Source organism: Oceanimonas sp. CAM02, assembly GCF_032842915.1.
GTDB classification, from domain to species: Bacteria; Pseudomonadota; Gammaproteobacteria; order Enterobacterales; family Aeromonadaceae; genus Oceanimonas; species Oceanimonas smirnovii.
Window position 1 is genome coordinate 76805 of record NZ_JAWJBK010000021.1, and the last position, 13844, is coordinate 90648.

Annotated in this window: 13 protein-coding genes; 5 read left to right on the plus strand and 8 right to left on the minus strand. The window is 56.5% G+C overall.

Translation table 11 applies throughout. The annotated features are described in order from the left end of the window. Nucleotides 1–181: 181 nt before the first annotated feature. From oppF to R0I78_RS06340, 7 genes are all read right to left on the minus strand, one after another. Entirely contained in the window at nucleotides 182–1162 is a 981-nt protein-coding gene (gene oppF, locus R0I78_RS06310) for a murein tripeptide/oligopeptide ABC transporter ATP binding protein OppF (protein WP_019934060.1), read from the minus strand. After that, nucleotides 1155–2120 carry an oligopeptide ABC transporter ATP-binding protein OppD gene (oppD, locus tag R0I78_RS06315; protein ID WP_317074707.1) on the minus strand — a complete coding sequence of 322 codons (966 nt, stop codon included), beginning with the start codon at nucleotides 2118–2120 and terminating at the stop codon, nucleotides 1155–1157. Before oppD ends, oppF begins: the two co-directional genes overlap by 8 nt. Nucleotides 2121–2131: 11 nt before the next feature. Next, complete coding sequence (oppC, locus tag R0I78_RS06320) at nucleotides 2132–3040, minus strand: oligopeptide ABC transporter permease OppC (RefSeq protein ID WP_019934062.1); 909 nt, start codon at nucleotides 3038–3040, stop codon at nucleotides 2132–2134. Between the two features lie 7 nt (nucleotides 3041–3047). Beyond that, the gene (oppB, locus tag R0I78_RS06325) at nucleotides 3048–3968 is read right to left on the minus strand and encodes an oligopeptide ABC transporter permease OppB (protein ID WP_019934063.1); all 921 of its coding nucleotides are present in this window, start codon (nucleotides 3966–3968) and stop codon (nucleotides 3048–3050) included. Between the two features lie 81 nt (nucleotides 3969–4049). Further along, nucleotides 4050–5663, minus strand: a complete 1614-nt coding sequence (locus R0I78_RS06330) for an ABC transporter substrate-binding protein (RefSeq protein ID WP_317074708.1) — start codon at nucleotides 5661–5663, stop codon at nucleotides 4050–4052. A 204-nt stretch (nucleotides 5664–5867) separates the two neighbouring features. Continuing rightward, entirely contained in the window at nucleotides 5868–7565 is a 1698-nt protein-coding gene (locus R0I78_RS06335; protein WP_019934065.1) for an NAD-dependent malic enzyme, read from the minus strand. A gap of 120 nt (nucleotides 7566–7685) precedes the next feature. After that, nucleotides 7686–8768: a GGDEF domain-containing protein gene (locus R0I78_RS06340; protein ID WP_317074709.1), complete on the minus strand. Its 1083-nt coding sequence runs from the start codon at nucleotides 8766–8768 to the stop codon at nucleotides 7686–7688. 41 nt (nucleotides 8769–8809) lie between these two features. Between R0I78_RS06340 and R0I78_RS06345 the strand changes: the two genes are divergently transcribed. The 5 genes from R0I78_RS06345 to R0I78_RS06365 are packed head-to-tail and all read left to right on the plus strand — an operon-like array spanning nucleotide 8810 to nucleotide 11366. Next, on the plus strand, nucleotides 8810–8947 hold the full coding sequence (locus tag R0I78_RS06345; protein WP_019934067.1) for a hypothetical protein: 138 nt from the start codon (nucleotides 8810–8812) through the stop codon (nucleotides 8945–8947). A 39-nt stretch (nucleotides 8948–8986) separates the two neighbouring features. Further along, a complete protein-coding gene (locus R0I78_RS06350; protein ID WP_317074710.1) occupies nucleotides 8987–9337 on the plus strand; it encodes an ArsC family reductase in 351 nt (116 codons plus the stop codon). A 16-nt stretch (nucleotides 9338–9353) separates the two neighbouring features. Beyond that, entirely contained in the window at nucleotides 9354–10487 is a 1134-nt protein-coding gene (gene dapE, locus R0I78_RS06355; protein WP_317074711.1) for a succinyl-diaminopimelate desuccinylase, read from the plus strand. Further along, nucleotides 10484–11143, plus strand: a complete 660-nt coding sequence (locus R0I78_RS06360; RefSeq protein WP_317074712.1) for a M15 family metallopeptidase — start codon at nucleotides 10484–10486, stop codon at nucleotides 11141–11143. The genes dapE and R0I78_RS06360 overlap by 4 nt, the downstream gene beginning before the upstream one ends. A gap of 10 nt (nucleotides 11144–11153) precedes the next feature. Then, nucleotides 11154–11366 carry a hypothetical protein gene (locus R0I78_RS06365; RefSeq protein WP_317074713.1) on the plus strand — a complete coding sequence of 71 codons (213 nt, stop codon included), beginning with the start codon at nucleotides 11154–11156 and terminating at the stop codon, nucleotides 11364–11366. 25 nt (nucleotides 11367–11391) lie between these two features. Here R0I78_RS06365 and R0I78_RS06370 read toward each other — a convergent pair whose 3' ends face one another. Next, entirely contained in the window at nucleotides 11392–13746 is a 2355-nt protein-coding gene (locus R0I78_RS06370; RefSeq protein WP_317074714.1) for a DNA polymerase II, read from the minus strand. Nucleotides 13747–13844: the final 98 nt, after the last annotated feature.

The window sequence follows — 13844 nt, forward strand, 5'->3', positions numbered from 1 at the left end:
CTGTGATATGTGAAACAGCCCGGGCTGCTCCTTGGATCCTGATGAAGACTCGGTCTTCGCTAAAAACAGACGCGGCATTATAACGGTGCTGTTTGCCAGCGTCGAGTAACGAAAACGCTCCCTGGCCAAGGAATATGGGGCTAAAATGGTGCTTTTCAAGGCGTTTGCATGTTTTTTACCATCAAGTCGCCTTAAAACAGGCCACCTTGTGTTCGGCCGCTCCCATCAGGCGAGGCATGGACTGCCCGCATGCTTCATCTGCCAGCGGACAACGGGTGCGGAACACACAACCCGACGGCGGACTGAGTGGTGAGGGCAATTCCCCTTCCAGCAACGGTACCGACTTGGCCCTTTCTGCATCGGGATCCGGCACCGGCACGGCGCTGAGCAGTGCCTGCGTATAAGGATGCTTTGGAGCCTTATAAAGGGCGTGCTTGTCGGCCAGCTCAACGCCATGGCCCAGATACATCACCAGCACTCTGGTCGAGATATGGCGCACCACCGACAGATCGTGAGCAATAAAGATCAGCGCCAGCCCCATTTCCCGCTGCAGATCTTTCAGCAGATTAATGACCTGGGCCTGCACCGACACATCCAGTGCCGAAACCGGCTCGTCACAGATAATCAGTTTGGGCTTTAATATCAGCGCCCGGGCAATGCCAATGCGCTGACACTGGCCGCCGGAAAACTCATGGGGATAGCGGTTAATCAGGTTGGGCAGCAGCCCCACCCGCGCCATCATGGCTTCTACTCGCTGGCGCACTTCGGCCTTGCCAAGTTTGGGATAATAGGTATTCAGCGGCTCGGCAATAATGTCGCCCACCGTCATGCGCGGATTAAGCGAGGCCAGCGGATCCTGAAAGATCATCTGCATGTCCCGGCGCACTTCACGCCACTGACTGTCAGACATACCGTTCAGCTCCCGCCCCAGCCAGCTCACACTGCCGCCTGTGCTGTGCACCAGACCAATAATGGCCCGGGCAAGGGTAGACTTGCCACAGCCCGACTCTCCCACTATCCCTAAGGTTTCGCCGGGAGCCACCTCCAGGCTGACGCTGTCCACCGCTTTTAATTGCTGTGGTGCCTGCCAGGGCCAGGATTTGTTGGCACGCACGGCAAAGTGCACCTTCAGATCATTCACTTGCAGCAAGGGCTCAGTCATGGCTCACCTCCAGAAAACAGGCGCAGCGGCGGCCGGCGGCGGTATTGACCAGGGGCGGTGTCTGCTCACGGCAGCGTGCAAACACATGGGGGCAACGCTGCTGAAACGGGCAGCCTGGCGGCAGCCGCAGCAGGTTGGGTGGATTGCCGGCAATGGTATGCAATGTCTCACTATTACCATCCAGTCGGGGAATGGCCTGCAGCAGCCCCTGAGTGTAAGGGTGCTCCGGCTGATAAAAGAGCTCCCGCACCGCTCCGGTTTCCATGGTGCGACCCGCATACATCACCAGTACTCGATCACAACTGCCCGCCACCACGCCCAGGTCGTGAGTAATCAGAATAATGGCGGTGTTGAACTCGGTTTTCAGCTCATTGAGCAGACTCATAATCTGGGCCTGCACCGTCACGTCCAGCGCCGTGGTGGGTTCATCGGCAATCAGCAGTTTTGGCCGGCACAAGAGTGCCATGGCAATCATCACCCGCTGGCGCATACCGCCGGAAAACTCATGAGGATAACGGCCCATGCGATCCCGCGCTTCGGGTATTTTTACCGCCTCCAGCATGCGCACCGACTCGTTAAAAGCCTGCTGCCGGCTTATCCCCTTGTGCAGCACCAGCACTTCCATCAGCTGCTCGCCCACTTTCATGTAGGGATTGAGCGAGGTCATGGGGTCCTGAAAAATCATGGCAATTTCTTCGGCGCGAATGCGGTTCAGTGCCCGCTGAGACAACCCCAGCAACTCTTTGCCCTGATAGCGCAGGCTGCCACTGGTGCGGCCGTTTTTGGCCAGCAACCCCATAATGGCAAAGGCAGTCTGACTTTTGCCTGAGCCCGATTCCCCTACAATTCCCAGGGTCTCGCCGGCGTTGAGTGAAAAACTCAGATCATTGACCGCGACCACCTGCCCTTCCGGAGTAGCAAACTCCACCCTCAGAGCATCGACATTAAGCAGTTCCATACCAGCCTCCGTCAGCGGTCGCGGGGATCCAGGGCATCACGCAGGCCATCCCCCAGAAAGTTAAAACAAAACAGGGTCACCACCATAAAACCGGCAGGGAACAGCAGCTGCCAGGGGGCCACTTCCATCGACTTGGCGCCTTCATCCAGCAGAGCCCCCCAGCTGGTCATGGGCTCCTGTACTCCCAGCCCCAGAAAGCTGAGAAACGACTCAAACAAAATCATGCCCGGCACCAGCAGGGTGGCGTAGACCACCACTATGCCCAGCACGTTGGGCACGATATGGCGCACAATAATGCGAAACCGGCTCACGCCGCACACTTCGGCGGCCTCGATAAACTCCCGGCGTTTCAGGCTCAGGGTCTGGCCGCGCACAATCCGCGCCATATCGAGCCAGCTGACCGCACCAATGGCAAAGAAAATAAGCCCGATATTACGGCCAAAAAAGGTCACCAGCAGGATCACAAAGAACATAAAGGGAAAGGAGTACAGAATTTCCAGTATGCGCATCATCACCCTGTCGGTGCGCCCGCCCACAAAGCCGGCGGTGGCCCCGTAAAGGGTGCCGATCACCACTGCCACCAGGGCACCGAGCAGGCCCACCATCAGCGAGATGCGCCCGCCCACCAGGGTACGCACAAATAAATCCCGCCCCAGGGAGTCGGTCCCGAAATAGTGACCACTGGCCAGCTCAGGGGCCGCCATCATGGCCCCCCAGTCGGTGTCGTCATAGGCATAATCAGAAAAAGCAGGTCCGGCGATCACCAGTACCGTCATCAGCAATAGCATAAGCAGGCTGGCCAGCGCCGCCCGGTTTTGCAAAAAGCGACGGCGGGCATCGGCCCACAGCGAGCGGCCCTTGACCTCCAGCTCATCGGCAAACTGGAGCACGGCCACGGTTTTATCCTTGGTGGTAACCATGAATACCTCAGTAACGGATTTTGGGATCGATCAGGGCGTAAAGAATATCGACCACCGCATTAAAGGTGATGGTAAGCGCCCCCACCAGAATGGTGAGTCCCAGCACCATGGAGTAGTCCCGGTTCAGTGCGCCGTTCACAAACAGCTGACCGATACCGGGCAGACCAAAGATGGTTTCTATCACTACCGAGCCGGTAATGATGCCTACAAAGGCCGGCCCCAGATAGGACACCACCGGCAGCAGCGCCGGCCGCAGGGCATGGCGCAGCAGAATGCGCGACATGGGCAGCCCTTTTGCCCTGGCGGTACGAATAAAGGGCGCGTTCATCACTTCTATCATGGCACCGCGCATAATGCGGGCAATGGCGGCTATGTAGTGCATCATCATGGCGGTCACCGGCAGCACCAGATATTGCCAGCCACCGCCCTGCCAGCCACCCGCGGGCAGCCACTTAAGCGCGATGGAAAAGGCCAGAATAAGCAGCGGTGCCAGCACAAAGGAAGGGATCACCACCCCCAGCATGGCTCCGGACATCACCATATAATCCACCCAGCTGTTTTGCCGGAGCGCCGCTGTCATGCCGGCTGCCACACCAAATAGCACGGCCCCGGCAAAGGCAAACAGACCAATGCGGGCCGATACCGGCAGCGCCTGTGCCACCAGATCGTTTACGGTAAAGTCACGGTATTTAAAGGACGGCCCCAGATCCCCCTGCGCCAGATTGCCCAGATAAGTGAAGTACTGCTCCATCACCGGTTTGTCGAGGCCGTATTTGGCTTCGATATTGGCCATGACTTCCGGCGGCAGGGCCCGTTCCGAGCTGAACGGATTACCCGGCGCAAAACGCATCATAAAAAAGGAGATGGTGATCAGCACCAGCAGGGTGGGAATGGCTTCCAGCACCCGCCTGAGGATGAATTTAAACATGGGTTAACCTTTAGGGAAGCACCAGCAGCATGAAGAAAACGTAAGTTGGGACGAGTCCCAACCTGATTCATCAGGGCGCGATTACTTCGCCTTGATATACATATCCTTGCTGTAGAGGTTATCCAGCGGGTTATCAGGGTAGCCACCCACTGTGGGCTGCACTAGCCGCGCTTTTACATACTGATAAACCGGCGCTATGGGCATGTCTACCGCCAGAATTTCCTCGGCCTGAGCATAAAGATCGTTGCGGGCGCTTTCATCAGTGGCCAGGCGCGAGGCCGACATTAGCTTGTCGAACGCGGGGCTGCTGTATTTGCCGTCGTTATTGCCATGGCCGCTTTGCATCAGATCCAGCATGCTGGACGCCTCGTTATAGTCGGCAATCCAGCCGGCCCGGGCCACGTCAAAGTTCCCTTGAGTTTTGGTGTCGAGGTAGGTTTTCCACTCCTGATTAACCAGCTCCACTTCCACCCCCAGATGCTTTTTCCACATGGAAGCAATGGCCACCGCCACCTTGCGGTGATTGTCGTTGGTGTTATAGAGCAATTCAAAGCGCAGCGGATTGCTCTTGCCGTAGCCAGCGGCTTCGATCAGCTCACGGGCTTTTTCATCCCGTTGTTGCTGGCTCCAGCCGGCCCAGTCCAGTGCCGGCGGGGTAAAACCGTCGACTACCTCTGGGGCCAGGGTGTAGGCGGGAATTTCCCCCTGCCCCATTACCTTATGGGCAATAATGTCACGGTCGATGGTATAAGACAGCGCATTGCGCACCCGGGCATCATCAAAGGGCGGTTTCTGGGTATTGAACACATAGTAGTAAGTGCCTACATAGCCGCCCACGCGAATAGCATCGGGGTGGCTGGCCTGCAGCCGCTTGAAGTGCTCCAGCGGAATTTCATAGGTCATGTCCAGCTCGCCGGACAAAAACCGGTTCATTTCGGCGTTCTGGGACGCGATGGGCAAAAAGGTGACTTCTTCCACCACGGTGGCGTTGTTATTCCAGTAATGAGGGTTGCGCTTCAGCTCTATGCGCTCGTTCACCACCCAGTTTTTCAGCTGGTAGGCACCGTTGGATACCATATTGCCCACCCGGGTCCATTCATCACCGTATTTTTCTACTGTGGCCCTGTGCACCGGATAGGTGGAAGTGTGAGACAGCATGGACACAAAATAAGGCACCGGACTGGCCAGGGTGATTTGCAGCGTGTGCTCATCCAAGGCTTTTACGCCCAGCTCACTGGCGGGCTTGTCGCCGTTGACCACCTCAGTGGCGTTAACAATGGTGGCTTTTTCCAGATACCAGGAATAGGGGGACGCGGTATTGGGATCCACTGCCCGCTTGAAGGCATATTCAAAGTCGGCGGCAGTGACGGCATCACCGTTGGACCATCTGGCATCCTTGCGCAAATGGAACAGATATACCAGGTTGTCGTCGGTTTCCCAGCGCTCGGCTACGCCGGGCACCACTTCGCCGTTGGGGCCGGAATTGACCAATGCTTCAAACAGGTCTCTCAGTACATTGGCCTCGGGTACGCCTTCCACTTTATGCGGGTCAAGGGATGCAGGCTCGGAGCCATTGCCTCGTACCAGTTGCTGAATATCGGCAAGCTGAGTGCCTTCGGGCACAACGGCAGCATAAGCAGGCAATGCCGGCAGGGTGGCAAGCGACAGGGCAAGCAGGGATGTTTTCAGCGTCATGATTCTCTCCTTGAGTGAGCGCAACAGGCTCAGTGGTCCTGATTTCAATTCGGTTATAGCATGACAAAATTCCAAAATAAACGAAACAACTAGTTTACATCACCAATATGCTGGCCATATCCAGAATGAATAAGAGCCAGAGGTAAACAAAAAAGGCATGCCGAAGCATGCCTTTTCACCGTTATTCAATATAAGCCGGCGTGATCAGAAAGAAACGCGGCGATACTGGCGGTATTCCGGAGTCCAGTAGTTGAACTCAATGGCCTTATCCAGCTGCTCATCGGAAATCTGCAGCGCATGGCCCTGCAACTGAGCGGTTTTGGCAACCATTTTGGCAATCTGGCGGCTTACCTGCTGAATCTCGCCCAGCGGCGGCAGCAAGGCACCTTCACCATTTTTCGCCAGCGGCGAGCAGGCGGCCAGAGCACGGCTGGATGCCATCAGCATGGCATCGGTCACCCGCTTGGCACCACAGGCCAGTACTCCCAGACCAATGCCGGGGAAGATGTAGGAGTTATTGCACTGGGCAATCTCGTACAGAGTCCCTTTGTACTCTACCGGTGCAAAGGGACTGCCGGTGGCGACCAGCGCCTTGCCGTCGGTCCAGTTAATGATCTCTTCCGGCGTGGCCTCAACCCGGGAAGTGGGGTTGGACAACGGGAAGATAATGGGACGCTCACAGTGGGCGTGCATGGTCTGCACCACTTCCTTGGTAAACAGACCCGGCTGGCCGGAAACACCAATCAGAATATCGGGCTTGGCGTTCTGCATCACTTCCAGCAGCGAGATATTGTCACCGGCCACGGTCCAGTCCTGCAAGTTCTCCGCAGACTGGGCCAGCGGGCGCTGAAAGTCCACCAGGTTAGGCATGTTGTCGGTGAGCAGACCAAAACGATCTACCATGTAGACCCGCTCACGGGCCTTGGCATCAGACAGGCCTTCGGCCTTCATCTGCGCCACTATCTGCTCGGCAATACCACAACCGGCGGAGCCGGCACCCAGGAAGGCAACCTTTTTATCGGACAGTTTGCTGCCGCTGGCCTGACAGGCAGCAATCAGTGAACCCAGGGTCACGGCGGCAGTGCCCTGAATGTCATCATTAAAACAGCACAGCTCGTCTTTATAACGGTTCAGCACCGGCATGGCGTTCTTCTGGGCAAAGTCTTCAAACTGCAGCAGTACGTTCGGCCAGCGACGTTTCACTGCCTGAATAAAGGCATCGACAAATTCTTCGTATTCCTCGCCGGTGACCCGCGGGTTGCGCCAGCCCATGTACATGGGATCTTTCAGCAGCTGCGGGTTATTGGTACCCGGATCCAGCACCACCGGCAGGGTATAAGCCGGAGAAATGCCGCCACAGGCCACATACAAAGACAGCTTGCCAATGGGAATGCCCATGCCGCCAATGCCCTGGTCACCCAGGCCCAGAATGCGCTCGCCATCGGTAACCACAATCACCTTAACGTTACGCTTGGTGGCGTTTTGCAGAATGTCGTCGATATGGTCTTTATCGGCATAAGAGATAAACAGACCCCGGGCGCGACGATAGATATTGGAGAACTCCTCACAGGCCTGACCCACAGTCGGGGTATAGATGATGGGCATCATCTCGGTGAGGTGATCTTCTACCAGACGATAAAACAGGGTTTCGTTGGTATCCTGAATATTGCGCAGATAGATGTGTTTATCGAGATTATTCTGAAACCCGCAGTACTGCTTGTAGGCCCGCTCGACCTGCTCTTCGATGGTTTCAATATTATTAGGAAGAAGACCGTCCAGGTTAAATGCCAGCCGTTCTTCCTTGGTGAACGCACTGCCCTTGTTCAGCAAGGGAGTTTCAAGCAGCGCAGGGCCAGCATAGGGGATGTAAAGGGCACGTTTGTCCTGATGGTCTTGGGGCATAGACATCTCGCTTAGTTATTTTTCCGCAGGAAAGTCATGAGTGGTAATTACAGTACGGGGGCTTGGCAAGCAGTATAAGCCAAGCCTCGTATACAAACCACCACTCAAAGGGCTTATTAATCACGCCGCCGCTTGTATACAGTTACGACCACTGCGTTTAGCCTCATACAACGCCTCATCGGCCCGGTTCAGCAACTGCTGCAGTTCACTGTGATGATCGCCCTGCACCACACCGGCACTGAGAGTCACGGTAATTTCTTCCTCACCCAGCGGATTTTCTACCGGCTGGGATTCGACTGCCAGGCGTAATGTTTCGGCCTGGCGTAATCCTTGCTCCAGCGGTGTATCGGGCAGCAGCACCATAAACTCTTCCCCGCCATAGCGGGCCATGATGGCCTCTGAGCCAAAAATATCTCCCAGGGTGTTGGCTACTCTTACCAGCACTTCATCACCCATCAGGTGGCCATATTCATCGTTGATGCGCTTGAATTTATCCAGATCGAACAGAATAAGCGTAAATGGCTTGCCCGGCTGCTCCTGCTGAACCTGCTCCAGCTGACGAAGAAACAGCCGCCGGTTCATTAAGCGGGTCAGCGGATCCCGGGTAGACTCCCGGTATAAATCCAGCAACATGCGTAACTGGCCGGCCTGCACCCAGATCATGGCCAGACTGAAACAAATCAGCAGCCATAATCGATCCAGTAGTGCACCGTTATTCAGACTGCGGGAATCCAGCCAGTAATCCGTTGCCAGTACACAGACAATCACCATCAGTGCCACTCTCAGACCGGACTTGACCGGCAGCGGCAGCACACTCAGCAGTGCCAGCAGAAAATAAGGAAAAGCAATATAACCGATGGGAATGGGCGTGCCGTCGCGAAAGCTCCACAAGCTGACAAAGTTAAAAATCAGCAACACGCCCAGCAGAAAATAAAGGGAAGCAAACATCCAGCGCCGGTTCAGCTTGCATAAATAGCTGAGGGGCAGCAAAGGGGTCAGCATGGCACCGGTGATCAGCCTGATTTTCCAGATCAGCTGAAAGTGTGCCGAATCCAGTACCCACCAGTCCACCGCAATCCAGCCGGCAATGCCACCAATCAATAACATCACCAGCCAGCGAAAACGAATGGCCACAAAGCCGATACGCGTCAGTTTAAAATCACCGGAGTGATAGCTGTCGCTCCAGTATTCCTTGAGTTCCAAGCCTTTCCCCTCTTTTGTTAAGGCAAAGCGAATGAAAAGCCATGCAAGACAATATCAGCCTTACTGATATTGCAGCGGCGGTGACGGAATTCGAAAAAACGCTAACACTACCCAAAGCAGCCGCCATGCGCCAGCGGATTTTCACCATTATCCGGCCCGGTTGCAGCCTTGGGTGTTAAGTGACAAAATTCCGTTCACCCTTTCAGGAAGACAACATCATGACCGTGATTCTTTACGGCATCAAAAACTGCGATACCGTCAAAAAAGCTCGCAAGTGGCTGGAACAGGCCGGCGTAGACTACCACTTTAAAGACCATCGTGCTGACGGGCTGGATCCGGCACAACTGGACCACTGGCTGAGTGTGCTGGGTCATGAGGCGCTGGTCAACAAGCGCGGCACCACCTGGCGGGCGCTGAGCGATGAACAAAAAGCCATGCTTGGCCCAGATACCGCAGCCGCCCTGCTGCTGGCCAACCCTGCCATGATCAAACGCCCGCTGCTGAACATTGACGGCGAGCTTCATCTTGGTTTTAAACCTGAGCTGTATGCCAGCTTGTTCAACCAATAATACGTTAAGGAAAAACATGACTGACTCTGCCGTGCTGGCACTCACCAAAGATCTGATTAATCGCCCTTCGGTCACGCCTGAAGACGAAGGCTGCCAGGAACTGATGGGAGAGCGCCTGGTCAAGCTTGGCTTTAATCTGGAAACCATGGTGTTTGAAGACACCACCAACCTGTGGGCCCGCCGCGGCACCGAAGGCCCGCTGTTCTGCTTTGCCGGCCACACCGATGTGGTGCCGCCGGGACCGCTGGATCAGTGGCACACGCCTCCCTTTGACGCCACTGAAATTGAAGGCTATCTGCATGGCCGGGGTGCCGCCGACATGAAAGGCTCACTGGCCGCCATGGTGGTGGCTACCGAGCGCTTTGTGGCCCGCTTTCCCGATCACAAGGGCTCCATTGCCTTTTTGATCACCAGTGATGAAGAAGGCCCCTTTATTAACGGCACCACCCGGGTGGTAGACACCCTGGAAGCCCGTAACGAAAAAATTACCTGGTGTCTGGTGGGCGAGCCTTCCTCCACTCACGAAGTGGGTGATGTGGTGAAAAACGGCCGCCGCGGCTCCCTGACCGGCGATCTGACCATTAAAGGGGTGCAGGGTCATGTGGCCTACCCGCACCTGGCCGACAACCCGGTGCACAAAGGCTCACCGGCGCTGGCTGAACTGGCTGCCATTGAGTGGGACAAAGGCAACGATTACTTTCCGCCCACCAGCTTTCAGATTGCCAACATTCACGCCGGCACAGGGGCGTCAAATGTGATTCCGGGCGAGATGAAGGTACAGTTCAACTTCCGCTTCAGCACCGAGCTCGACGAAGACAAGATCAAGGCGCGGGTGCACAGCATTCTGGACGCTCATGGCCTGAATTATCACATTGACTGGTTGCTGAACGGCAAGCCGTTCCTGACCGACACCGGCGATCTGCTCACCGCCACCGTGGGTGCCGTGCAGGCAGTGCGCCATCAGGCACCGGCACTGCTGACCACAGGCGGCACCTCAGACGGCCGCTTTATTGCCCAGACCGGCGCGCAGGTGATTGAGCTGGGTCCGGTCAATGCCACCATTCACAAGCTCAACGAATGCGTGAAAATTGCCGATCTGGAGCAGCTCACCGATATGTATGAAGGCATTCTGGAGCGCCTGCTGGCATGATCAGCGACTGCCTGCTGGGCCTGAATGAAAGCCATCTGGTGCCCCTTGCCGAGCCGGGCCACCGGCTGCAACCGCAAGCCAGAGACGCCTTTGTGGCCATGCAGGCAGCGGCGGCCGGTGCCGGCTTTACCCTGGTGCCGGCGTCCAGCTTTCGTGGCTTTGCGCGCCAGCTTGCCATCTGGAACGGCAAGTTTGACGGCAGCCGGCCACTGCTGGATGAAGACAGCCGCCCGCTCAATGCCCTTGCGTTATCAGAGCCTGAGCGTATTCATGCTATCTTACGCTGGAGTGCCCTGCCCGGCACCAGCCGGCATCATTGGGGCACGGATCTGGATATTTACGATCCGACCCTGTTGCCTGCCGGCGGTAAACTGCAACTGGAGCCCTGGGAATATGCGCCGAATGGCTATTTTTATCCCCTCAGCCAATGGCTGAATGCCAATATGTACCGTTTTGGCTTTTATCTGCCTTATGCAGTGGCCGGCAGTATCGGGGCCGAGCCCTGGCACTTAAGCTATCAACCGTTGTCTCAGCGTTATCAGCAACAGCTGACTCCTGCTCTGCTGGCACCGGCATTAGCGGCTCAGCCCATCAAGGGCAAGCCGCATATTCTTAATATGCTGGACGAACTTTTCGCCCGTTACATTTATCAATGAGGAATTCACCATGAGCACCTGGCTCTGGATTACCCTGCCCCTGCTATTCGTGGTGGGCCTGTTTGTCAGCGCCCTCAAGGACACCAAACAGGTAGAGAAAAGCGTGCAGAAAAACCGCGACAAAATGAAACTGCGCGAATGGAAAGACGAAGACGAGCAAGACGAAGACTGGGGCGTGCCTCCGGGGGAATATCATCCTGAAGATAAAAAAGACAGGGACTAGGGACTGGGGACTAATCCCTGCACGTTCAGAACAGCCCCAGCTGGCGGCCGGTAATGCCTTCAAAACTAAGGCCCACAAAAGGCAGAATGGCATCGGCTACCGGCTTGAGTTGTTTGTCCACATAGTGCTGATAATCAATGGCCGACTGCCGGTATTCTGCCGGCTCCGGGCCATTAACCGTGATCACATAAGCCACCACACCCGCACGCTGATAGCGTAACGGCCTTCCCAGCCTGGCATTATGCTCGTCTGCCAGCCGGGCGGCGCGTATCTGAGGCGGCTGGGATTTCACATACTGCGCCAGGGGCCGGCGCAGCCGCTTGCGATACACCAGCTCTTCGTCACGCTCTCCGCTCAGTATCTCGCTCAGAGTGCGTTGTACAAGATCGCCCGGGTTTTCATCATTGAATACCAGCCGGAATAGTTCGGTCTGAAACGCCCGTGCAAGTGGCGTCCAGTCGGAGCGCACTGTTTCCAGCCCCTTGAACACCAGTCCCGCTGCACCCTGTTGCAGCCGCAGCCCGGCATAACGCTTTTTGGAACCTTCTTCCCGCCCGCGAATGGTGGGCATAAAAAAGCGGGAAAAATAACTTTCAAACTGCAGCTCCAGATAACTGTCCAGCTGCAGCTCCTGTTGCAGCCAGCCCTGCCAGTGCGCATTCACCAGCGCCGCCAGACGTGTTCCTTCACGACTGGCCGAGGCTTCATCATGGTCCCCCTGCAGCCACACAAACACAGAGTCAGTATCTCCATATATAACCTTATGGCCTTGCTGCTCAATGCAGTGAGCACTTTGCTGCATAATCTCATGGCCGCGCAAGGTAATGGATGAGGCCAGCCGGGTATCATAAAAACGGCAGCCACCGGAGCCGAGCACGCCGTAAAAGGAGTTCATCAATATTTTAATAGCCTGGGAGCGGGGCTCATCTTTACTGCGTTTGGCCTGATCACGCTCATGCCATAGACCGGCAATAATGTCGGGCAAAAAATGATGAGTACGGGAAAAGCGTGCTCCCCGAAAACCCGGAATGGCATCGTGTTCGGTCAGACCGGTGATCAGCCCCAGCGGATCAATACGAAAGGTACGAATAATGGACGGATACAGGCTTTTAAAGTCGAGCACCAGCACATGACGATAAAGTCCGGGGTGTGAGTCCATCACATAACCGCCGGGGCTGGCCAGCCCGCCGCCTGCCGGCAGATTGGGGGCGGCAAAACCGGCCCGGTGCAAGTGGGGCAGATACACCTGCACAAAGGCCGCCACCGAGCCACCGACGCGGTCCAGCTCAAGGCCGGTCAGCCGGCTGCGCAGGCGCAAGAAGTCGAGCACTTGCGTGTGTTCAAAAATATCCCACACCAGGCGGCAGTCTTCCAGGTTGTAGGCGGCAAGTTTGGGCTTGTTGTGGCGAAAGTCACGCATTATGGTGCCAAGGCGGTCGGCCACATTCTCGGTTTGCTTGCCACGACCCAGCAGGGCTTGCGCTACCGACTCCAGACTGAAGCTGTCAAACTGATAACAGGCGGTTTTAAGGGCTTCTATGCCGTCGATGGCCACCCTGCCCGGCAGAGTGATAAATACCTGACCGGTATGGGCGCGCTCCCGCACAAAGGCGGTTTCTCCGCCCCGCCCCAGCCTGAGCCGAAGGCCATGCAGAGCCGCCCGCTTTAACAGCAGCCGAAGATCAAAGGCGACCAGGTTCCAGCCGATGAGAATATCGGGATCGTAACGATTCAGCTCCTCTTCAAGGGCCTGCAGCAGGGTCCGCTCATCCTGTACCCAGCGTATATCGGTTCCGGTATCGGTTGTGGCGGGCTCGGACGCACCAATCATGATCACACGGGCAAGCCCGCCGCCATACAGGCCCACGGAATAGAGTTCTCCCTTACCCGAGCACTCCACATCCAGCGATAACACCCGAAAACGCGGTTGCCAGCTGCCGGCGCGAAGCCGGGCATTATCCACCTGCTGTATGCCCTGATGCTGACGGACCTGGCCGGTAAATTCCACACTGCCGCGAATAAACCGGCTGAAAAGGTAGCGCTCATGAGGCCTGAAATCGTACTCCAGCACCTCTGTGCCGGCGGCCTGCAGCCGTTGCACAGCCTGAGCCTGGCTGCTTATGGTATTGAAATAAAGGACTGCCAGCGGCTGGTGGGCAAAGTTTTTCAGACCGGGTTCAGCCCATTCATACTCAACCCCTGCCAGTGCCGTTTCTGCTTGATTCCGTTCCGCTACCGGCACCATCAGCAACGCCCGCTCGCCACGCACCGTCAGCCGTGCCGGCCCGTCTGGTGTGCACAGCCAGTAGTAAAGTTCGGTATGGCCATGGCGATCCCGACTGTGGCGGGTCAGCACAAAGCCTTGCTTAATGGGGTTCATTCTGTTGAGGGATTGGGGAATAGTGACTGGGGAATGGGAGAACAGCGGCATCACATTCAACACCGCTGCCCGTTTTTTAAGCCTTGGCTTTCAGGCAA